23 protein-coding genes and 1 pseudogene are annotated in these 19,217 nt (G+C 60.4%); 18 read left to right on the forward strand and 6 right to left on the reverse strand.

Annotation, left to right across the window (positions count from 1 at the left end; genetic code table 11):
• The first annotated feature begins 54 nt into the window (after nt 1–54).
• Together ABI546_RS10790 and ABI546_RS10795 are read left to right on the forward strand one after the other, a co-directional pair.
• Nucleotides 55–516, forward strand: a complete 462-nt coding sequence (locus ABI546_RS10790; RefSeq protein WP_348046598.1) for a group 1 truncated hemoglobin — start codon at nt 55–57, stop codon at nt 514–516.
• The gene (locus ABI546_RS10795) at nt 513–1,181 is read left to right on the forward strand and encodes a plastocyanin/azurin family copper-binding protein (RefSeq protein WP_348046599.1); all 669 of its coding nucleotides are present in this window, start codon (nt 513–515) and stop codon (nt 1,179–1,181) included. The genes ABI546_RS10790 and ABI546_RS10795 overlap by 4 nt, the downstream gene beginning before the upstream one ends.
• Before the next feature lie 75 nt (nt 1,182–1,256).
• Here ABI546_RS10795 and ABI546_RS10800 read toward each other — a convergent pair whose 3' ends face one another.
• Nucleotides 1,257–1,847 carry a hypothetical protein gene (locus ABI546_RS10800; protein ID WP_348046600.1) on the reverse strand — a complete coding sequence of 197 codons (591 nt, stop codon included), beginning with the start codon at nt 1,845–1,847 and terminating at the stop codon, nt 1,257–1,259.
• 12 nt (nt 1,848–1,859) lie between these two features.
• Nucleotides 1,860–2,435 carry a DUF3455 domain-containing protein gene (locus ABI546_RS10805; protein ID WP_348046601.1) on the reverse strand — a complete coding sequence of 192 codons (576 nt, stop codon included), beginning with the start codon at nt 2,433–2,435 and terminating at the stop codon, nt 1,860–1,862.
• A gap of 385 nt (nt 2,436–2,820) precedes the next feature.
• Here ABI546_RS10805 and ABI546_RS10810 point away from each other — a divergent pair, with 385 nt between their 5' ends.
• The 14 genes from ABI546_RS10810 to ABI546_RS10875 all read left to right on the forward strand — a co-directional run bounded on the left by ABI546_RS10810 (nt 2,821) and on the right by ABI546_RS10875 (nt 14,435).
• Nucleotides 2,821–3,435, forward strand: a complete 615-nt coding sequence (locus ABI546_RS10810; protein ID WP_348046602.1) for a sigma-70 family RNA polymerase sigma factor — start codon at nt 2,821–2,823, stop codon at nt 3,433–3,435.
• Nucleotides 3,436–3,514: 79 nt separating this feature from the next.
• Nucleotides 3,515–4,258, forward strand: a complete 744-nt coding sequence (locus tag ABI546_RS10815) for an anti-sigma factor (RefSeq protein ID WP_348046603.1) — start codon at nt 3,515–3,517, stop codon at nt 4,256–4,258.
• A gap of 17 nt (nt 4,259–4,275) precedes the next feature.
• On the forward strand, nt 4,276–5,028 hold the full coding sequence (locus ABI546_RS10820) for an alpha/beta fold hydrolase (RefSeq protein WP_348046604.1): 753 nt from the start codon (nt 4,276–4,278) through the stop codon (nt 5,026–5,028).
• Nucleotides 5,029–5,066: 38 nt separating this feature from the next.
• Nucleotides 5,067–5,741 carry a phytanoyl-CoA dioxygenase family protein gene (locus ABI546_RS10825; protein ID WP_348046605.1) on the forward strand — a complete coding sequence of 225 codons (675 nt, stop codon included), beginning with the start codon at nt 5,067–5,069 and terminating at the stop codon, nt 5,739–5,741.
• A gap of 57 nt (nt 5,742–5,798) precedes the next feature.
• Nucleotides 5,799–6,638: a PhzF family phenazine biosynthesis protein gene (locus tag ABI546_RS10830; protein WP_348046606.1), complete on the forward strand. Its 840-nt coding sequence runs from the start codon at nt 5,799–5,801 to the stop codon at nt 6,636–6,638.
• Nucleotides 6,639–6,848: 210 nt separating this feature from the next.
• Entirely contained in the window at nt 6,849–7,319 is a 471-nt protein-coding gene (locus ABI546_RS10835; RefSeq protein WP_348046607.1) for a tetratricopeptide repeat protein, read from the forward strand.
• Nucleotides 7,320–7,481: 162 nt separating this feature from the next.
• Nucleotides 7,482–7,859 (forward strand): DUF6632 domain-containing protein, encoded by a 378-nt coding sequence (locus ABI546_RS10840; protein WP_348046608.1) that lies wholly within the window; start codon nt 7,482–7,484, stop codon nt 7,857–7,859.
• A 14-nt stretch (nt 7,860–7,873) separates the two neighbouring features.
• On the forward strand, nt 7,874–8,551 hold the full coding sequence (locus ABI546_RS10845; protein ID WP_348046609.1) for a plastocyanin: 678 nt from the start codon (nt 7,874–7,876) through the stop codon (nt 8,549–8,551).
• Between the two features lie 139 nt (nt 8,552–8,690).
• Entirely contained in the window at nt 8,691–11,162 is a 2,472-nt protein-coding gene (locus ABI546_RS10850; protein ID WP_348046619.1) for a hemagglutinin repeat-containing protein, read from the forward strand.
• Nucleotides 11,159–11,584: a hypothetical protein gene (locus tag ABI546_RS10855; RefSeq protein WP_348046610.1), complete on the forward strand. Its 426-nt coding sequence runs from the start codon at nt 11,159–11,161 to the stop codon at nt 11,582–11,584. The genes ABI546_RS10850 and ABI546_RS10855 overlap by 4 nt, the downstream gene beginning before the upstream one ends.
• Before the next feature lie 348 nt (nt 11,585–11,932).
• Nucleotides 11,933–12,376 carry a hypothetical protein gene (locus ABI546_RS10860; protein ID WP_348046611.1) on the forward strand — a complete coding sequence of 148 codons (444 nt, stop codon included), beginning with the start codon at nt 11,933–11,935 and terminating at the stop codon, nt 12,374–12,376.
• A gap of 144 nt (nt 12,377–12,520) precedes the next feature.
• The gene (locus tag ABI546_RS10865) at nt 12,521–13,075 is read left to right on the forward strand and encodes a hypothetical protein (protein WP_348046612.1); all 555 of its coding nucleotides are present in this window, start codon (nt 12,521–12,523) and stop codon (nt 13,073–13,075) included.
• A 124-nt stretch (nt 13,076–13,199) separates the two neighbouring features.
• Nucleotides 13,200–13,538 carry a hypothetical protein gene (locus tag ABI546_RS10870; RefSeq protein WP_348046613.1) on the forward strand — a complete coding sequence of 113 codons (339 nt, stop codon included), beginning with the start codon at nt 13,200–13,202 and terminating at the stop codon, nt 13,536–13,538.
• A gap of 24 nt (nt 13,539–13,562) precedes the next feature.
• Nucleotides 13,563–14,435, forward strand: coding sequence for an enoyl-CoA hydratase-related protein (locus ABI546_RS10875; RefSeq protein WP_348046614.1), 873 nt, complete (start codon nt 13,563–13,565; stop codon nt 14,433–14,435).
• 64 nt (nt 14,436–14,499) lie between these two features.
• On the opposite strand, the gene queF is transcribed toward ABI546_RS10875, so the two are convergent.
• The 4 genes from queF to yaaA all read right to left on the reverse strand — a co-directional run bounded on the left by queF (nt 14,500) and on the right by yaaA (nt 18,272).
• Nucleotides 14,500–15,327, reverse strand: coding sequence for an NADPH-dependent 7-cyano-7-deazaguanine reductase QueF (gene queF / locus ABI546_RS10880; protein ID WP_348046615.1), 828 nt, complete (start codon nt 15,325–15,327; stop codon nt 14,500–14,502).
• Between the two features lie 161 nt (nt 15,328–15,488).
• Nucleotides 15,489–16,382, reverse strand: coding sequence for an alpha/beta fold hydrolase (locus tag ABI546_RS10885; protein WP_348046616.1), 894 nt, complete (start codon nt 16,380–16,382; stop codon nt 15,489–15,491).
• A gap of 256 nt (nt 16,383–16,638) precedes the next feature.
• Entirely contained in the window at nt 16,639–17,472 is an 834-nt protein-coding gene (locus ABI546_RS10890; protein WP_348046617.1) for a 2OG-Fe(II) oxygenase, read from the reverse strand.
• Between the two features lie 23 nt (nt 17,473–17,495).
• Nucleotides 17,496–18,272 carry a peroxide stress protein YaaA gene (yaaA, locus tag ABI546_RS10895; protein WP_348046618.1) on the reverse strand — a complete coding sequence of 259 codons (777 nt, stop codon included), beginning with the start codon at nt 18,270–18,272 and terminating at the stop codon, nt 17,496–17,498.
• Between the two features lie 379 nt (nt 18,273–18,651).
• Between yaaA and ABI546_RS10900 the strand changes: the two are divergent.
• A pseudogene (locus ABI546_RS10900) lies at nt 18,652–18,756 on the forward strand (DUF2783 domain-containing protein); the annotation flags it as partial.
• A gap of 192 nt (nt 18,757–18,948) precedes the next feature.
• Nucleotides 18,949–19,217 (forward strand): class I tRNA ligase family protein (locus ABI546_RS10905; protein ID WP_348046620.1); only part of this gene is annotated, 269 nt, incomplete at its 3' end.

Consider the following 19,217-nt stretch of genomic DNA (forward strand, 5'->3'; position numbering starts at 1 on the left):
CGACCTGCCACTCATTAACCCGATCTCCCCACTCAGTGACTTCAAGGAACCGACATGAAAAAAACTCTGGCCTCCCTATTGCTCGTCGCATGCAACCTGCTGGCGGCCGGCACAGCCTGTGCACAGGCCGCGCCGCAAAACGACCAGCTCTACAAGGCTTTCGGTGAAAAATCCGGCCTGGTGTCGCTGATGGACGATTTCATGGTCCGCCTACTGGCCGACCCACGCACCGGCCCGCACTTCAAACCCGCCAACCAGCAGCGCGTGAAAGAGCAACTCGTGGACCAGCTCTGCGCCCTCAGCGGAGGCCCTTGTGTTTACAAGGGTGCGGACATGAAGAGCTCCCACGCCAACCTGGACATCAAGAAGTCCGACTTCCACGCGCTGGTGGAAGTGCTGCAGCAAAGCATGGACGCCAAAGGCATTCCTTTTCGCAAACAAAACGAAATGCTGGCCCTGCTGGCGCCCATGAACCGCGACATCATCACGCCACCCGAAACGGCAGCCAAGCCATGAAAAAACTCGCGCAGCTCACTGCTCTTTCAGCGCTACTGGCGTCCGGCGTCTCGGCCTACGCGGGCAATCTTGTGGTGTCGGTGCTCGACAAAGACGGCAAGCCCGTGCAGGATGCTGTGGTGGTGGTATTACCCGCCAACAAAAACGCGGTGCCCAAAATACCGCTGGGCATGCAAGCCGCGATCAGCCAGGAAAAAATGCAGTTCATTCCGGCGATCACGGTGGTGCCCGTGGGCGCAAAGGTGTCTTTCGTCAACAACGACCCATGGGACCACCATGTGCGCAGCTCGCCTGCCGGCACGGGGCAGTTCAGCGCAACAAATGCCGGCTTTGAGCTGCGGCTGGAAGGCAAGGCGGACGGAAAACCCGGAAAATCCACCGAGGTCACGCTGGACAAGGCCGGCGTCGTCGGCGCAACCTTGCTGGGCTGTTTTATCCACGGCTCCATGCGCGGCTACATCTATGCGAGCGAATCTCCCTGGGCGGCCAAGACCAGTGCTGACGGCATTGCCACCTTTGAAGACTTGCCCGAAGGCAGCGCACAGCTGAAGGTCTGGCATCCCGACCAGCTGGTGGACATCTCTCCGCAGCAGGTCACGGTCGGGGCTGTCATGGCTAAAAACGTGATGCAGCTCACCGTGGTGCCGCGGCGGCGCAGGTCTTGATTCGCCTGGAAGGACGCTTTGTAAACTGCGCCTTGGCCCTGCGCTCATCTGCGCCGTTTAGCGCCATCCACGCCGTCAGCGCCGGCTCTCGTCCTTGGGTGTGCCCGTTTCCAGTGGCGACAGGTCGGACGCATAGACGCGGTCGCCGATGTGCATCGCATGGCCTTTTTCCCAGGCAGCCTCAAAGGCCGCGAGCTCTTCGGGTGTGGCCCGCTCGTGGCGCCGCACCGGCGGGGCACCGGTCAGGTCGCTGCCCGAGTGCAGCATGGCCGGCCGGCTGCTTTCAAAGCCCTGAATCCGCTCATTGACCTGCCAATAGACACCGGCGACCAGCAAGTCATAACGCGCGGCGGCATTTTTTGCGATGGCCGCGCCCAGTGCCACCAGCTGGGCCGGGCGCCCTTCCCGGTTTTCAAGAAAATCGGTCGACAGATCTATCAGCACGAGGTATTGATGACCCCGCTTGTCGTTTCGCACCACGCGAAATTTGTAGCTCGCCGACAAAATTCCGTGGGCCTGCATCGTGACCCGGATGGCCTCAAAGAGCATCTCGCGCCGAAACTCCATGCGCTCGTCCAGGTTCATCTTGACCGGACTCGTTTCCGGCCCGCTGGCCCCCGGCTTGGGGCTCTTGCTAGCGCTAAAGAGATTTTTGAGCACGGACATGCGGCACTCCCTTCAGGTGTTTTTGGCGAAAAACACGTAGTCGGCGGTGTAGCCTTCCTTGACGCGTTTGCCCGTGTCTGCCTGCGTCGCGCAGCCCTTGGCCGGCGCATTGCCACCTTCGGTGTTCAGGCGTTGCACGCTGGTGACGGCGGCCATCTTGCCCGGTGAGCCCGCCGATTTGGCGGAGAGAAGCAACAGCGGAATGTCCGCGGGACGCTCGCCGTCGGCGCGGGCTTTCACGGCGCCCACGGTCTTGCTGCCGTCCAGCGCGTTCCAGCTCGGGCCGGCGCCGTGGCTGCCGACTTTTTCGTCATTTTGGTTGAAGAGGTCCGCCTCGGGGGCAATAAATACCCAGGCCCAGCCGCCCTTGTCGGAGGCGCGGCATTCATAGATTTGCGAGCCCACCGCGTGCCAGGTGAAAGCGGCGCGCTCGCCGTCGGCCGGTTTGAGTGCGGCCGGCACGGCGCGGGCAGTTTCCGTGGTGCCTGATGGGCCGGTGACGCAGGCAGCTAACAGGCCGGTGCACAGTGCCGCAGCGGCCAGCCGGGCGTTGAACTTGAAGGAAGCGGCGGTAGCAATCGAAGCCATGGGGATCTCCTGGAGGGAGGCCTGCACATGGTGGCAGGTCTCCGGGTTAAAAGAAAGTAAAAAAGTCCCATCAACCCGGAAGTACTAAATAAGTTCTTGCGGAGGCGCGGCTGTCGGATCGGGACGGAATGCAAGGCGGGTTTCGCAGCCAATAGCGGGCTATTGGCAAGAAATTCAACGCTGCAGGCCGCCCGAGCCCGGCTGATCGCGCGCTGCAAGGAACTTGGTCAGTGCCTCCCCAAGGCCAGAAGGGGTGTGGGCCGGCACGGAGCCAGCCTACCGGGGACAAACGCCGCAGCGGCAAAACCGGATGCAGGGCGATGCAAAAATTTCTGCCGGCCGCACGCGCTTGCCGCAGTGGCGGAACTCCCTATACTCAGCCGCTATGAAGACGGACCCCCATGTGGATATTCACAGCCTCCAGGCGCTTATCGCCGCCGCAGGACGGGGTGACCACGGCTGCTTCGCGCAAATCTATGAGCGCACCCACATGCATCTGTTTGGCGTCGCCGTTCGTATATTGGGACAAGGACAGGCGGCCGAAGACGTGCTGCAAGAGGCATATGTGAGCATCTGGAAAAACGCAGCCGGCTACCGCAGCGAGGTAGACGGGCAATCCATCCAGCCCATGACGTGGCTGATCGCCATCGTGCGCAACAAGGCGCTGGACGCCTTTCGCGCCCGCGCGCGCCGCAAGGAAAGCGCGCTGCCCGAGTCCGGCGATGTGGACGAAGAAGACACCGAAACCACCGGCGCCACGCCGGCCCCCAGCGCCATGCACCTGTTCGAGCAGGCCACCCAGGCCCTGCGCATCGAAGGCTGCATGAACGCGCTCGAAGGCAACCACCGGCAAAGCCTGGCGCTGGCCTACTACCAGGGCCTCTCACATACCGAGGTGGCTGCACAAATGGGGGCGCCGCTGGGATCAGTCAAGGCGTGGATACGCCGCGGCCTCGAAAAGCTCAAGGGCTGCCTGGCCGCGCAAGGGGTGGTGGCATGAACGGCGCTGGACCGCTCCAAGGCGTGAGGGCCCCCTTGGGGGGCAGCGCAGCGGCTTGGCCGCAAGCGTGGGGGCTGGCATGAGATACACCAGCCCCGAACTGCTTGAGCATCTTGCATCGGCCTATGTACTGGGCACCTTGTCGGGTGGCGCGCGCCGCCGCTTTGAGCGCCTGCAACGCGACCGTGCCGATGTGCACGCACGGGTCACGCAGTGGGAAGCGCGGCTGGGCCAACTGGCCGTTTCCGTGCCGGCGTATCAACCGTCTGCCGCCGTCTGGGCCGCGATTGCCGCGCGCACACAACCCGTGGGCGCGCGCGCACCAGTTGGAGGCAACGCAGCGTGGCTGGGCTGGCTCAAGCCGGCCGGTTTTGGGCTGGGCGGCCTGGCTGCCGGAGTGATTGCGGCAGGCGTATTTTTTGTCGCCATGCCCACCTTGTTCATGACCAGCGACCAGATGGCCATGCGCTCGGGCGAAAGGCTGCCGCAAAGCTATGTGGGCCTGCTCACCGACGCCCAGGGCAACGGCAAGTTGCTGGTGAGTTCGCTGCGCCACGGCAAAACCATGGCGGTCAAGGTCATAGGCCTGATCACGCCGCCCGCCAACGGCCGGCTGGTGCTGTGGGCTGTGCCCGCCAGCGGACCGGCATTTTCATTGGGCGCCGTGCCCAGCACCGGGTCGGCGGTTTCCATACTGCCCGATACGTCGGAGAAACTGCTGTCCAAAGTCAGCAAGCTGGTGGTGACGCTGGAGACCGAAGCCACACCTGCCAGCCCGAGCGGAACCGTCGTGTTCAGCGGCAACTGCGCCAAGCTGTGGTGAGCCGGCCAGCGCGCGCAGTGACAGTTTTTCTGACAGTCCTGCTGCTGGCTTATCTGGGCATCTGTACGGCGCTCTTTGCGTATCAACGTTCCCTGATTTATTTCCCCCAACCGAAATCGTGGGGTAATCCGGACACCACGCTGCATCTCAAAGTCAAAGATGCAGAACTCGTGCTCACCGCCCGGCAAACAACCGGCTCCAAGGCCATCATTTACTTCGGAGGAAATGCCGAAGACGTTTCCACCAATTTGCCGTCGTTTTCGGAAGCATTTCCGGCGCATGCCCTTTATTTGCTTCACTACAGGGGCTACGGCGGCAGCACCGGAAGCCCCACCGAAGCGGCACTGCAAAACGATGCCCTGGCCCTGTTCGACCACGTCATCAAAACCCATTCTGAAGTGACCGTCGTCGGCCGAAGCCTGGGCTCGGGCGTTGCCGTCTGGGTGGCCAGCCAGCGGCCTGTGTCGCGCCTGATTCTGGTGACGCCCTACAACAGCATCCAGGAACTGGCCGCGCAGCGCTTTCCCTACTTCCCCATTGCCTGGCTACTGGTCGACAAGTTCGAGTCCTGGCGCTATGCACCGCAGGTCTCGGCGCCCACGCTGCTTATTGCGGCCGAACACGATGAGGTTATTCCGAAAGCCAGCACCGAACAGCTGCATGCGCACTTCAAGAATGGCACGGCTGTGCTGAAGATGTTGCCCGGAACCTCCCACAACACGGTCTCGCAGCATCCACAGTACCTTTCATTGTTTCAGTCGATGCTGTGAGCCTTCAGCTCCCCCCGCAAAAACATCTCTGCCCCGGAATGGACCCTGCCGCATTCACCACCCAGGGCTTTGCGCTTGTGCCGCAGGTGCTGACTGCAGCCCAGTGTGAGTCGGCCGCCGCGCGGCTTGCCGGTATTGCCGCCAACTCGGCAGGAACACGTTGCCTGCTGGCAGAGGCCTGGTGCCAGGCACTTGCGGCCAAAGTCCGCCGGCATCCGTCGCTGGCGCCGCTGGTTCCGGCCGATTTCGCTGCGGTGCAGTGCACTTACTTCGAAAAGTCGGTGTCTCGCAACTGGCTGGTGCCGGTGCACCAGGACCTGAGCATCCCGGTGGCGGACCGCGTGGAGCACGCAAGCCTGGGTGGTTGGTCCAGGAAGGAAGGCACCCTGTATGTCCAGCCGCCGGTCGGGCTATTGGAGCAGTTGGTGGCGGTGCGTTTGCACATCGACGCCTGCGGCGCGGGGGACGGCCCGCTGCGAGTGGTTCCGGGCTCTCACCTGCACGGCCGGATGGAAGCGACAGCCACTGCAGCAGCCCGCCACGCCCAAACCGAGTTCATCTGCACGGCTGAGCCGGGAAGCGCGATGGCCATGCGCCCGCTGCTGCTTCACGCTTCGTCCAGGTCCACGGGCGGCAGCATGCGAAGGGTGCTGCATTTTTTGTTCGGGCCACGCATACTGCCTTTCGGCCTTCAGTGGCAGCAAGCGATTTGAGTTCACATCACGGCATATGAGCCGCTGGCGCTCTATCAAAATCAAAAGGGGGGAAAAATGAATATTTTGAAGATTGCCGCTTTTTCTGACGGCATTACCGGCGGCAATCCTGCCGGCGTCATGATCACCGGCACATTTCCAGATGATCTTGAGATGCAGCGAATCGCCGCAGAGGTCGGTTTTTCAGAAACGGTTTTTGCCGTCGCAACCGGCAAGGGTTGGCGAGCGCGCTACTTTTCGCCGGAGTCCGAAGTACCCTTCTGCGGCCACGCGACGATTGCCTTGGGCGCGGCACTGGCCCTCCAGCACGGCGATGGCGCGTTTGCCTTGAGCCTGAACCAGGTCGACATCACCGTTGAAGGCCGGCGCAACGGTGACACGATTGCCGCCGCGCTGCAGTCTCCGCCTACCCGCAGCCAGGCTGCGCCTGAGGCGCTGGTGACGGCCGCCCTGGCGCTGTTCGGTTATGCGCCGGCCGACCTGGACCACCGAATCGCCCCGGCATTGGCACACGGCGGCGCGGATCACCTGGTACTGGTTTTGAACAGCCGCGAAAAACTGGCGGCCATGCAGTACGACCTGGGCAAGGGCCGTGAACTGATGAACAAGGCAGGGCTGGTCACCATCCTCCTGGCCTATGCGGAAACGCCCCGGCTTTTTCACACACGCAATCCCTTTGCCTCAGGAGGTGTGTATGAAGACCCGGCCACCGGGGCGGCAACCGCCGCATTTGCGGGTTACCTCCGCGACCTGGAATGGCCGCACGGCGGCGCAATCGATATCGTGCAAGGTGAAGACATGGGCATGCGCTCCTGTTTGCGTGCCGAAATTCCACCCGCCTCCGGTGCCTCGATCAAGGTTTCAGGAACGGCGCGGGTCATGCACGAGCTGGTTTAGCCAGAGGATTTTTGACCGCAGCAAAAATAACGATGTCAACGCCTCTGCCAGTGATCTCGCGGCAGCACAGTCGTCCCAACAGGAGAGCTGCTGGTGCGTTTACAAATAAATACGAGTTCACCTGCATCCGTTTTCTGCATTGCGCCGTTTGTCTCAGGTGCTGATCTACAGCGCATCCAATTGACCAACATTTCACTCAAGGAGCTCAACATGACCACTTTTTCCATCCGCAACTTCATCGCGTTGCCCGTAATCGCCCTGGCTCTGGCCGGCGCTGCCATAGCGGCCGACATCCAGACCACGCCGGTGCAAAACGCGCAGATCGACGACTTCGCCGCCGGCAAAAAAGCCATTGACGCCAAGAACTGGTCTGAGGCTGTGAGCAGCTTCAACAAGGTCGTGGCCAAGAACCCGAAAAATGCCGACGCCTACAACTACCTCGGTTACTCCAACCGCTGGATGGGCAAGTACGACGAGGCCTTTGCCGCCTATGGCAAGGCGCTGGCACTGGACCCCAAGCACAAGGGCGCGCTGGAATACTCGGGCATTGCCTACCTGAAGACCAACCAGAAAGCCCAGGCCGACGCCCAGCTGGCCAAGCTGCAAACGATTTGCGCCACCTGCGAAGAAACCCGCGACCTGGCCAAAGCTGTCGCCGAGTACAAGCCGGCCGCCAAATAAACCAGGCTGATCCCGCCATTGCAGCGCAGTGCGCACTGCAATGGCTTTTTTCGTCGTTCTCTCCTAGCCTGCGCGCCAATGACTTTCGCTTTCGCCTTGCAGCGCACGCGAAAAACAGGGTTTTGCGTGAGCGGCCTCTGGTGATCCAAAGGAAAAAAACAAATGACTGAAACTGATCGCATCAAATACCTGCGCGTCGCCCTGGTGGCCGTAGGGCTGGTTTTTATTTTTGGCTTGTGGCCGCTCACCGTCGTCTGGCCCTCCGGCTGGTCGTGGCACACCGAGGGGCGCTCGCACTACCTCGAGATGATCCTCACCATTTACGCCACCCTTGGGGTCTTTCTGATCCTTGCGTCCCGTAATCCTCTGGCGCACCGCAGCATCATCTGGTTCACCGCCTGGTCCAGCATCTCGCATGGCGGGGTCATGGCGGTGCAGTCGTTTGGCGACGGCCACCACATGGGGCACCTCTGGGGCGATGTTTTGGCGCTGTTTGCGGTAGCCGCCGTGCTGGCGCTACTGACTCCCCGAGAAACCTGAACTGAAAGAATCCCATGACATCCCTCGCTTCACGGATACTGCCATTCGCTCTGTTTTTCATAGCTGCTTGCGCCCTACCCATATGGGCTGCAGCCGGAAACATCTCTGTTCAGGTGCTCGACAAAGAAGGCAAACCGACACCCGATGCAGTGGTCATCGTGATGCCCTCCGCCAAAACGGGTACGCCAAAAAACCCATTGCCCGCCCAGGTAACGATCTACCAGGAAAAGATGCGTTTTGTGCCAGCCGTGAGCGTGGTGGCGCTAGGCGCCAAGGCGCAATTTGTGAACAACGACCCCTGGGAACACCACGTGCGCGCCTCGGCCGCTGGGGTGGCGCAGTTCAATGCCGCGGCCGGTGAAGGGTTTGAACTGCGCCTGGACGGCAAACCCGAAGGCAAGCCCGCCAAAACCGCTGACGCCACCTTCACCAAGGCCGGCGCCGTTCTATTGGGCTGCCACATCCACGGCTCCATGCGCGGGCACGTGTACGTGAGCGAGTCGCCCTGGGCAACCTTGACCGGCGCCGACGGTGTGGCGCTGCTTGAGCAGTTGCCCGAAGGTGCCGCCCAGATCAAGGTCTGGCATGCCGACCAGCTGATCGACATTGCGCCTCAAAGTTACGTCGTGACGGCTTCGCCGGGCGCGCTGACCCTGCAACTGAGCGTGGTGCCGCGCCGCCGCCGGATTTAATGGCTAAATTTGTATATGCATAGAACCAAAACGTCTATGCATGCAACTGTGATACCGATAAACAACAGCGCCAAGTAACAAGTGCCAGCCCGGCGGTGCCGGTGACCCCGGGAACAGCGCCTTTGGGGTCAGCGCGACCCTGGGTACCAGCAGCAGCCAGGACAGCCGTCAGAGCAGCACCGAGCAGCGTGGCACCAACATTCAGGCGCAGAACATAGACATCAAAGCCACTGAGAGCGACATCAACATGGTCGGCGCCAAGCTGCAGGCGCAAAACATTGCGCTCGACGCCGCGAAAAATGTGAATCTGATTGCCGCGCAGAACACCGCGGAAATCAAGAGCAAGAACACCTCAAGCTCAGCCGGCATTGGCGTGACATTCGGTTTCGGTGAACAAAACGGCATCAGCTTTCAGATCGGTGCAAACAATGCCAAAGGCCGTGCTGACGGCAGCGAGACCACCTATGACAACACTCAACTCACGGCAACCAACAACCTCAGCGTCAAGAGCGGCAGCGACACCAATCTGATTGGCGCGCAGTTGGCCGGCAAGACCGTGGAAATGGATGTCGGCGGCAAGCTCAACATCGAGACACTGCAAGACAGCAGCAGCTATGAAAGCAAGCAAACCACCGGAGGCTTCGGGGTGAGTCTGTGCATCCCGCCGCTCTGCTACGGAACGACGGTCACCGGCAACCTGAGCGCCAGCAAGCAGCAGATCGACCACAACTACCTGAGCGCGGTCGGCCAGAGCGGCATTGCTGCAGGCAGCGGCGGTTTCGACATCAAGGTGGCAGGCGCGACCGACCTCAAAGGCGCAGCCATCACGAGCCAAGCCGACAGCAGCAAAAACAAGCTGACAACCTCTGCGCTGACCTACAGTGACCTGCAGAACCAGCAGGACACCAGCGCCAGTAGTGAAAGCATCAGCCTGAGTTACAGCAGCGGCGCCAGCATGGCCAGCACCCTGGCGAGCAATCTCACCAACAACGTGCTCGCCAACGCCATGGGCAACACCGGCCTGCCTGAAACCGGTAGCCAGAGTGGCGTAACGCAAAGCGTGATCAGTCCCGCGCAAGTGACCATCACAGGAGGAGACAAGCAAAGTGAAGAAAACGTCGCCACCCTGACAAGCCGGGATGCATCAACAGCCAACGGTGCGCTGAAGAACACCCTGACCCTGCAGCAGGCACAGGATCTGCAGGCCCAGCAGCAAAAGGCCAAAGAGAACGCCCAGGCTGCGCAATACATAGGCGCCGTCATCACCCACGCCATTGGCGATCTGGCGCAAAAGAACGACTGGCCGGAGGGCGGCTGGCAGAAGACCGTGCTGCATGGAATGGCCGGGGTGATACAGGCCAAGGTGGCGGGCACTAACGTGCTGGCCGGAGGGCTGGCGGGGGCGTTGAACGAACAGCTAATCCCGCTGCTGCAGGCGTACCTGGTTGATCAAGGGTATGCTAAAGGCAGTGCTGACTTCAATGCATTGATGACTGCGGGGTCGACATTGGTGGGGGCGGCAATCGGCGCCACTAGCATCGCGAATACGGCTACGGTCAACAACTATCTCAAACACCCTGAGATGGAAGAAAAGCGCGCCAAACTCGCTGAATGCGCGACGCAAGCTTGCAGAGAAAAAATAGAAGTGCAGTACCAGGCCTTGTCGGATAAAAACGATGCGGAGCGCGTCAACACATGCATGAATGGGACCAAAGAGCAGTGCGACACCAAGCTGAAAGAAAGCGAGACCGACTGGGTGGGTCTTCAAACCGACCTTGCCAATCTTCAGAAAAAATCGGCAAGCGCTACTGCCGCAATTGAGAAAGCAGCGCTCGACGCGCAAATCAAGGACGCCCAGCGTAATCTGAACGATTGGAATTCACTGCGCACGGACGAACTATTCGTCAAGCAACAACAATTTGGTTTGACTGTGGATGAACAGACGGAGCTGCTCCGGCGAGTCGCTGCGACCACTGGCATGACTGTGGCTGGCATCGGAAGCGCTATGTCGGGCGGTGGAAAGCTAGCGGGTGCAGGAAAATCACCCATCAACGGATCAGATGTCCCACCTGGAAAACTGCAGGCAGAGATAGACGCGTTGAAGCGAATTGGGGAGAGCCCGAATGGGCCCGATTTGACCAACAAGCCAGCAGGGGAAGTGCTGAACGCTGCTGCCAACAAAGCAGCGGCGGCCAAGGTCAACAATGTCACTGCGCCGGTTGATTTTGATCATGTCATTGGTGCGGACTACAACAAAAATGGATTGCCAACGGGTGGGCACAGCGTGCTGCACGGTGATGTGAGGATCAAGCCGGGGACGGAAACTGTACCGGATGTGTCGGGTGTCTACAAAGCCGAACCGCAAATGTTAGATCCTACAAATCCCTCACAGTGGATAGACAAGCCGTTAGGCGCGAATGGCCATACGATGTTTCCCAAAAATTGGACTGCGGATAGGATCAAGGTTGAAATAGATGGCGCTTGGAACGATCCTGGAAAAACGGTGATAGGTAATAAGTGGTTTGGTAAAACACCTTCAGGCGTTAAGGTTGAAGGTTATCTTTCTCCAAGCACTACGGTATTCCCGGTATATCAAGGTGCCCATAAATGAAACTGATCTTCACCTATAAAAATGTTAGAGCTCACGTCAACGAAATTGACTTGAGGTGTTTTGCCTCGATCAAAGGCTGCGATTCCAATTGGCAACTTCCCTATAACAAATATTTCTGTAGCTGGTTGAGTAGTGATGTGGACACCACTCAAGGTTGCTCCAACATACTTGTGCAAATCGAGCAGCTGGAACGTGGCGAGAGGGAGCTAGCTTACGGTGGCGGAAATGCGTGGTTCGTCACTATCTATCGAGATCATGTGGACTTTGAACTCCAATCCGCGAACGACCATCCAGACTGGCCAATTTGGAAATGCAGCCTTGCAGAAGTCAAGACAGCTTTGGTCGGTTGGAGAGAATTTCTGGAAATGCCAAAGCGACTTGACAGCGCGATGGAGATTGAACTGTCACCTTCGCCAGCTTGAGCTGGCAAGTGCTGAATATGCCGAAATACTCCTGCCATTGCGGCAATGTGATGAACTTTTCAACGGGATGGCTGACTTCGAGTTGAAGCTCATTTCTCAACAGGAACATTGAAAACATTGGGGATGCGCTGGCTACGCCAGACAAGCCGACGCCAGAAAAGTTCTATGAAATGGTAGATGCCGGCAGTATCGATCTGTTTCGGAGCCCGCAATGTGACAGTTGCATTTAAAGGGTGAGTTCGGCAATTACACAACTTACGTACGACAGGAATGATCCTGAGACGCTGCAATTTAACGATAGACGGGAGGTGTCAGAATTTCTACCGATCTCAAGGGTTTGCACTGACTATGACGCCCATTACCGTACCGGAAGGGGCGCTCCTGAATTTGATCGAATCGCTGGGTAGTTTGGCTTGGCGAAAGCACCAGCAGCGGTACCCTCAAGCCTGGATAAACAACAAGTTTGAGAGAGTCGATGAGTCCGGATTTCCCCCGTTCATCAGTTTTCCCTTCGAGAAAGAAGATGCGGCGTTGATTGCTGCACTTAAGGAGGCGGTCGAGAGTTTCAATGGAAAGGTTGCGTGGTTGTTAGGCGAACACAAACGCACCCCTTTGCCTGGAACAAATTGGATAATTTGCCCGAAACGGTTCTGGGAAATTCTGCCTACTGCCTTGGATGCAGGAATGTCAGCCGGTGAATACATGGCAAAACACGAACCTGGTTTCGGACCAGTGGCTTATGAAGACTTAATGGCGTTGACGACGTATCTGCGCAACATCTTCGGTAGGTAGAAATTCAACCGAGCCAGCTCAAGCGGGCTCGATCCCTACGTTGAGAAGCTAGTCACCTGACCCGGAATCCAGGCAACGAAATCGCGGAAACGGCGGCGTGCATTGAGGCGGATTCACAAAGTAACAACCAAGAAAAAAATGGCAATGAAGAGAAAAAGCAGGACCAGTGCCAAAAGACTTTCGGTACTCGCATTGGTGGGGTTGCTCGCAGCCTGTACGACCTACCCCAAGCCTAGCTACAACTATGTAGCTGCATCGCCAGATGATCCAGAGTTCGAATTTCAATCGGAGTTTGGCGTCAACACCACTTTCATTGCGAAGTACCGCAAACCCGACAGCAATCGCTGTACGGACTACGACACGGTGCCCTACCTTCAGCAGCCTGATTCATACCTGCGCAGCGAAGACAGCAAGGCGGTCTGGAAGGTCTCGGCGCCGCCCGACCAGAAGTTTGTGATCTTCGGTGGATGGCATATTCGCCCGCAGACGATGCCCACTGGCATCGGCGCAATGGCGACGTCCGTGTATTACCCAGGCTCACGCTGCGAAGTCGCCGCGCAAGCCGTCGTGCCGAAGGCGGGTGAAAAATACCTCGTGAAGCTGCTTGCTGACGGCCCGAAGTCTTGCAAACTCGTCATCACCTTCAGGGACGGGAAGGCGGCGCCGGTGACCAAGGAGCCTGAGTGCATTAGGAAGTGAGATCCAGCCGTTGCGCTTAAAAGCGCCAAACCCAGCGGTAACCTTTCGACTCTTTTTTCGCGCTTTCGGGTCATTGACAAAAACTTTCGCGAAACTTACATTGCACCTTCCGCACGGAGGTTTTATGTCTGATCCCTCTGACCCGCCCGATCCTTTCGCCTGCCCGGTACCGGCCCGGCAGCCTCACTGGCACCACATCACACTGGCACAGCTGCAACGCGTCAAGGGCTGGCGCGAGGCGCAGCGGGCAGAGCACCCCGTCGAATGCCAACTCTGGGAGGCAGTGCTGACCGTCTGGCTGATGGGCTGGATGGGCTGGCTGCCCGCCTACACATTCGAGGCAGTTTGGGCTTACCCCATGTGCTTGCTGGGCATTCTGGCGCCGCGGCTTTATGTGTACGCGCGGGCGCGGGCACACGCCGCGCAGCGTCTCAGGTGTGACTGGCTGGACCTTGTCGCCTGAAGGGGCCTCACTTAGAGTGGGGGCATGAATGCCCCTACCCCATCCTCCTCCCCACCTTCCCTCACCTGCTTCACCCTTAGCACCACCGGCCCTATCGCTCACCTGGTGTTAAGCCGCCCTGAGGCGATGAACACCATGCACCCAACCTTCTGGCGTGAGCTGGACGCCGTGCTGACGCAGATTCACAAGGCCGGCGAAGCGCGCGTGCTGGTGATCTCCAGCACCGGCAAGCATTTCAGCGCCGGCATGGCACTGGAAACCTTTGGCGGCGACATTGCGATGGACGACCAGAGCCCCGAAGGCCGCGCCGCCATCTTTGACATGCTGGGTAACATGCAGGCCACCTTCACCAAGCTGGAGACGCTGCGCATTCCGGTGATCGCCGCCATCCAGGGTGGGTGCATAGGCGGCGCCGTCGACATGGTGACGGCCTGCTGCCTGCGCTACGCCACCGCCGATGCGTTCTTCTGCATCCAGGAAATCAACATCGGCATGGTGGCCGATGTGGGCACGCTGCAGCGCCTGCCCAAGCTGGTTCCGCTGGCCGTCGTCAAGGAACTGGCCTACACCGGCCGCCGCCTGCCTGCCGCCAAGGCGCTGGGCTACGGCCTCGTCAATGAAGTGTTTGAGTCAGCCGACGCCATGCTGGTGGCCGCAATGAAGTGCGCCGCCGAGATTGCCGCCAAGCCGCCGGTGGCGATCTGGGGCACCAAGCAAGCCATTCACTACACGCGCGACCATTCGGTGGACGACGCGCTCAAACAAATGGGCTGGCTGCAAGGTGCAATCTGGAGCAATGCGCATGTGCGCGAGGCGGTGACGGCGATGAAGGAGAAGCGGGCGGGGGAATTTCCAGCGCTCGCGCAACTCAAGGATTTTAATGAAATCGGCCTCTAGCCCTTAAGAGACGAGCGCAAGCAGCTACCATTTCGATAGCAAGCGGCTCCCCGCCAGGACGATCTTATTGCCGCGCCGTGCGTACGCTGGGCGGCAGCGCCTGCGGATGGCTGGTGCGAAAGGGATTGATGTCCAGCCCGCCGCGTCGCGTATAGCGCGCATACACCGAGAGCTTCATGGGTTTGCAGCGCGTCCAGATGTCCATGAAGATGCGCTCGACGCATTGCTCGTGGAACTCGTTGTGGTTGCGAAAGCTCACCAGGTATTGCAGCAGGCCTTCCTGGTTGATCTGTGGGCCGGCGTAGCGGATCTGTACGCTGCCCCAGTCGGGCTGGCCGGTAACCAGGCAATTGCTCTTGAGCAGGTTGCTGGTCAATGTTTCCTCAATCGGCGGCTCGTCGAACTCGGCGAACAGCAGCTCGGGCAAGGGCGTGAAGTGGGTGCACTCCACGTCCAGCCGGTCCAGGTTCAAGCCGTCGAGTTCGTGCACCGGTTCGCGGTCAAACAGCTCGGGGCCCAGCGTCTTGATGCCCACACCCATGCCGACCACGGCGTTCAGGTCAGCGCGTATGCGTTCGCGCACATCGCGCGCATCGGCAAAGCGCGTGTTGTTGAAGCTGTTGAGGTAGAGCTTGAAGGACTTGCTTTCGACAATGTTCGGTGATTCGCAGGGCACGGTGATGTGCGCCAGTGCCACCTGCGGCTTGCCGCGCAGGTTGAGCCAGCTCAGCTCAAACGCAGTCCACATGTCGGCTCCGAAAAAGGGCGGCGTGCCGGTGACGCCGATCTCGGCACGTTTGCCCTCACGCGGAATCGGAAAGAGCAGCGAGGCGTCGTACTGGTCGATATAAGCCGACGTTTTTCCGAGCTGGGATTGTTCAGGGGTGTTCATGGGCCTATTTTCGCAGTTAACGTGCGGCGGGCCGCCCCAAGCAGCGAAGCCCCTTCGGGGGGCAGCGAAGTACACGAAGTGACGAGCGTGGGGGCCAAAACGCAACCGTGCGGCGAAGGGCCGCCCCGCGCAAGCGACGGCGCCCTCGGCAGGGCCATGCTTCAGCTATTGGCTTTGAAGTGAGGGATGAGGAATGCCAGCAAGCGTTCGACAACGCCCGGCGGCAAATCATGCCCCATGCCTTCGATGCATTCAAAGCGCGCACCGGGAATGCGCCTGGCGGTGTCCTGGCCGCAGGCCATAGGCACCAGCGGGTCGGCGCGGCCATGCAAGACCAGCGTGGGCGCGCTCACCTTGGCCAAAGCCGCAGCGCGCGTGTTGTCGGCGGCGACCGCCACCATCTGGCGAGCAATGCCCTGCGGGTGAAAGCTGCGCTGCGCCGCGGCAGCGACTTTTTCGCGAATCTCGGCATCGTCCATGGGAAACCCTGGGCTGCCGATGGCCTTGAGCAACTTGACGGTGTGATCTACCGCCGCCGGCACGCCTTTGCCGGCAGGCCGGCTCAGCAACGCGCGCGTGACAGCCGGGCTGGCTTCAGGCAAGCCGCGCGCACCGCTAGAGCTCATGATGCTGACAAGGCTGATCACCCGCGACGGCGCCAGCACCGCCAGGCGCTGTGCAATCATGCCGCCCATGCTGACCCCGACCACGTGCGCCTTGGGAATTTTCAGCGCATCGAGCACACCCAGCGCGTCAGCAGCCATGTCTTCGACGCCGTACGGCGGTCGGATACGCCAGCCCATGCGGAACTTGAGCCCCTCCCACAGCAGGCTGGGCGAGCCCAGGTGATCAAAGTGCTGTGACAAGCCAATGTCGCGGTTGTCAAAGCGCACCACACGAAAGCCGGCATCCACCAAAGCCTGCACCATGGCAGGCGGCCAGGCAATCAGCTGCATGCCCAGGCCCATGATGAGCAACACCACGGGCCGGCTGGTCGCGTCGCCGGGGTGAGTGTCTTCAACTTCAATGTCAATGTGGTTGGCTTTGATTTTCATAAGGCATTATGTACACCCCTGTTGAGGCTCACTTCGTGTAGCCTCCTCTCCCCTTGCAGGGGACGGGCGCCTGCGGCCTGGCAAAGCCAGTTCCGCGGCCCCCGCTGGACGGCGCGGGCACTCTTGGGTTTATGTGCAACACCCCTGTTGAGGCTCACTCCGTGTAGCCTCCTCTCCCCTTCCAGGGGACGGGCGCCTGCGGCCTGGCAAAGCCAGTTCCGCGGCCCCCGCTGGACGGCGCAGGCACTCTTGGGTTCTAAGTAAAAAGCCGTTCTCGCAGCCATTTGGTGGCGATCCATTTCTCGCCCACGATGACCGGCTCGCCGCCATGCAGCGTGCGGCTGGAAGGCAGCGCCTGCGGATAACTGAAAAACACCGCATTGCCGCGCCGCGGTTCCACCCTGAGTTCGATATCGGGGAACACGGTGGCGCCGCCTTCCTCGGGTTCATGCAGGTACATGATGAGCGTCGCCACGCGCTGGCCGCCACGCTGCAAGATGGCGGGCGTTCCGGGTTCAGCCGGATCAAAATAGTCGTAATGCGGCTTGTACTCGGCGCCGGGACCATAGCGGAGCACTTGCAAGCCTTCGCCGTTTTCCTGCGGCCAGCCAAAAATTCTGGCGATACGCGCCTCCACCTGCTGCACGATGGGGTTTTCACCGCGCCTGAAGAACATGCCTTCGCTGGTGCGGTCGGCGTTGAGCTCTTCGCCGCCGGTTTTGGCGTCTACCGTCAACGAGCGTGCCAGGCGCGGCGTGGCGGCCTCGATCAGCGCTTCACACTCACTGGGGCCCAGCAGATTGCCCAGCACAATGACATTGGGCACCTGGGCGAAAAAAAGCACTTCCACCCATTTGTCCCCGGCATCGACCATGTTGTGGGTTAACGGCAGGGCCAATGCGGGCACGACCACCGCCGCCAGCTCTTCGGCCGTAAGCTGCACCGCCTGCGCAGCCGCGTCGGCGTGCCAGCCGGCCGCCAGCATGGCATTGAAAATCTCTTCCTTTGAATGCCCCTGGGCAGCCTGCGCTGTCATCCACGCCAGCACTTCCGGCGTCAGCAGCTGGTCGGTGCGGGTCTGGGCGTTCATACGAGTTACGGTTGCGCAGCTGTTCAGGCCGTCTGCTTGCGCCGGAAAACCAGGCGGTCGGGGCCGGAAACCTTCGCGTCGAACCGGTAGCCTTCGGCGTCAAAGCCTTCCAGTTTTTTGACGCTGCCAAGCTCTTTCTCGATCGCGTAGCGTGCCATCAATCCGCGCGCACGCTTGGCATTGAAACTGATGATTTTGTACTGGCCGCCCTTCCATTCTTCAAAGACACAGCTCACCACGCGCGCCTTGAGCGCCTTGCGGTCCACGGCCTTGAAGTACTCCTCGCTGGCGAGGTTCACGATGACGGGCGTAGTGTCCGCCGCCGCGCGGTGATTGAGGTAATCGGAAATTTGTGTGCCCCAGAACTGGTACAGGTTGTTGCCGTGGGGCGTAGCGAGCGCAGTGCCCATTTCGAGGCGGTAAGGCTGCATCCAGTCAAGCGGGCGCAGCACACCGTAAAGCCCGCTCAGAATGCAGAGGTGCTCCTGTGCCCAGTCGAGTTGCGCTTCGCTCAGGGTTTTCGCATCAAGCCCGCCGTACACATCGCCGTCAAAAGCCAGCGCGGCCTGTTTGGAGTTTTTGGCGGTAAACCGGGACGACCAGGACTGGTAACGCCCCACATTCAGGCCGGCCAGTGCGTCGGAAAGCTTCATCAGGCTGCTGATCTGCTGCGGCGTTCGGGTTTTGAGCACATCGATCAGTTGGGCCGACTGACGGGCAAAGAGCGGTTTGGTGTGCGTGGCGACGTGCGGCGGCGTGGCGTAGTCAAGGGATTTGGCCGGCGAAAGGAGAAACAGCATGGCTTGGTGTTATGGGAGGAAACCGAAAGCCTGACTTTACGACAGCGCGGCGCCGCAGCACGTATGCTGAGCCGCTGCAGAAACGGCAACGCCGGAGACCGGTGAGTGGTTACGCGATAGAAAATTCATGACGGGCAGGTAAGCCAAACACCAAGGCTGCGCCGGCGGTGTCTTGGAGGTGCACAGTACAGCCTCGTAACAACGCTACTAATTTGATAGCTGCTGGCGCACGTCTCATAAGGGTTTCGGGCCAAAACACTTAAAACTGCTGGAATCATCGATGCCGGAGACAACTGCGCCCCCCTTGATCGCGTGCCCGCCCCTCCAGGACGCGGACACGTTTGTGAGCGCCTGCTGACGCCCATCGGGGGTTGAGCCGGGAGAGTCCAAGCTGATGAACGGCCGACTGACTCTTCTGGTGACCAGCCAGCTGGGCGACACCGCCGTGCTGCAAGCCCGCGTGGCTGCGGCGCGCAAGTCCTGAGAACCACCGGTTTAAACGGGGCGGCAGCGGCCAGGGGCCTGCCAGTCGAATAAAATCAGGGGTGTTTCACCCAACCCAAGGCGGCATCCCTTCGATGCCGTTTTTCATTGCCCCATGACCAACGCTGCCGCCCCTGCCCTTGCCGACTCGTCCAACACCGCTTCTGAGGCTGTGAAAGTCTCCACGCCGGGGCTGGACAGCCTGGCCAAGTCATTTGAGCCGGCCGCCATTGAAAGCCGCTGGGGACCCGAGTGGGAGCAAAGCGGCCAGTACGAGCCCACGCTGGACGCGGCCAAGCCCTCGTTTTCCATCCAGCTGCCGCCGCCCAACGTGACGGGTACGCTGCACATGGGGCACGCTTTTAACCAGACCATCATGGATTCGCTCACGCGTTACCACCGTATGCGCGGCCACAACACGCTGTGGGTGCCCGGCACCGACCACGCCGGCATCGCCACGCA

Origin of the sequence: Polaromonas sp. (genome assembly GCF_039932935.1) — a bacterium.
Lineage (GTDB): Bacteria > Pseudomonadota > Gammaproteobacteria > Burkholderiales > Burkholderiaceae_C > Polaromonas.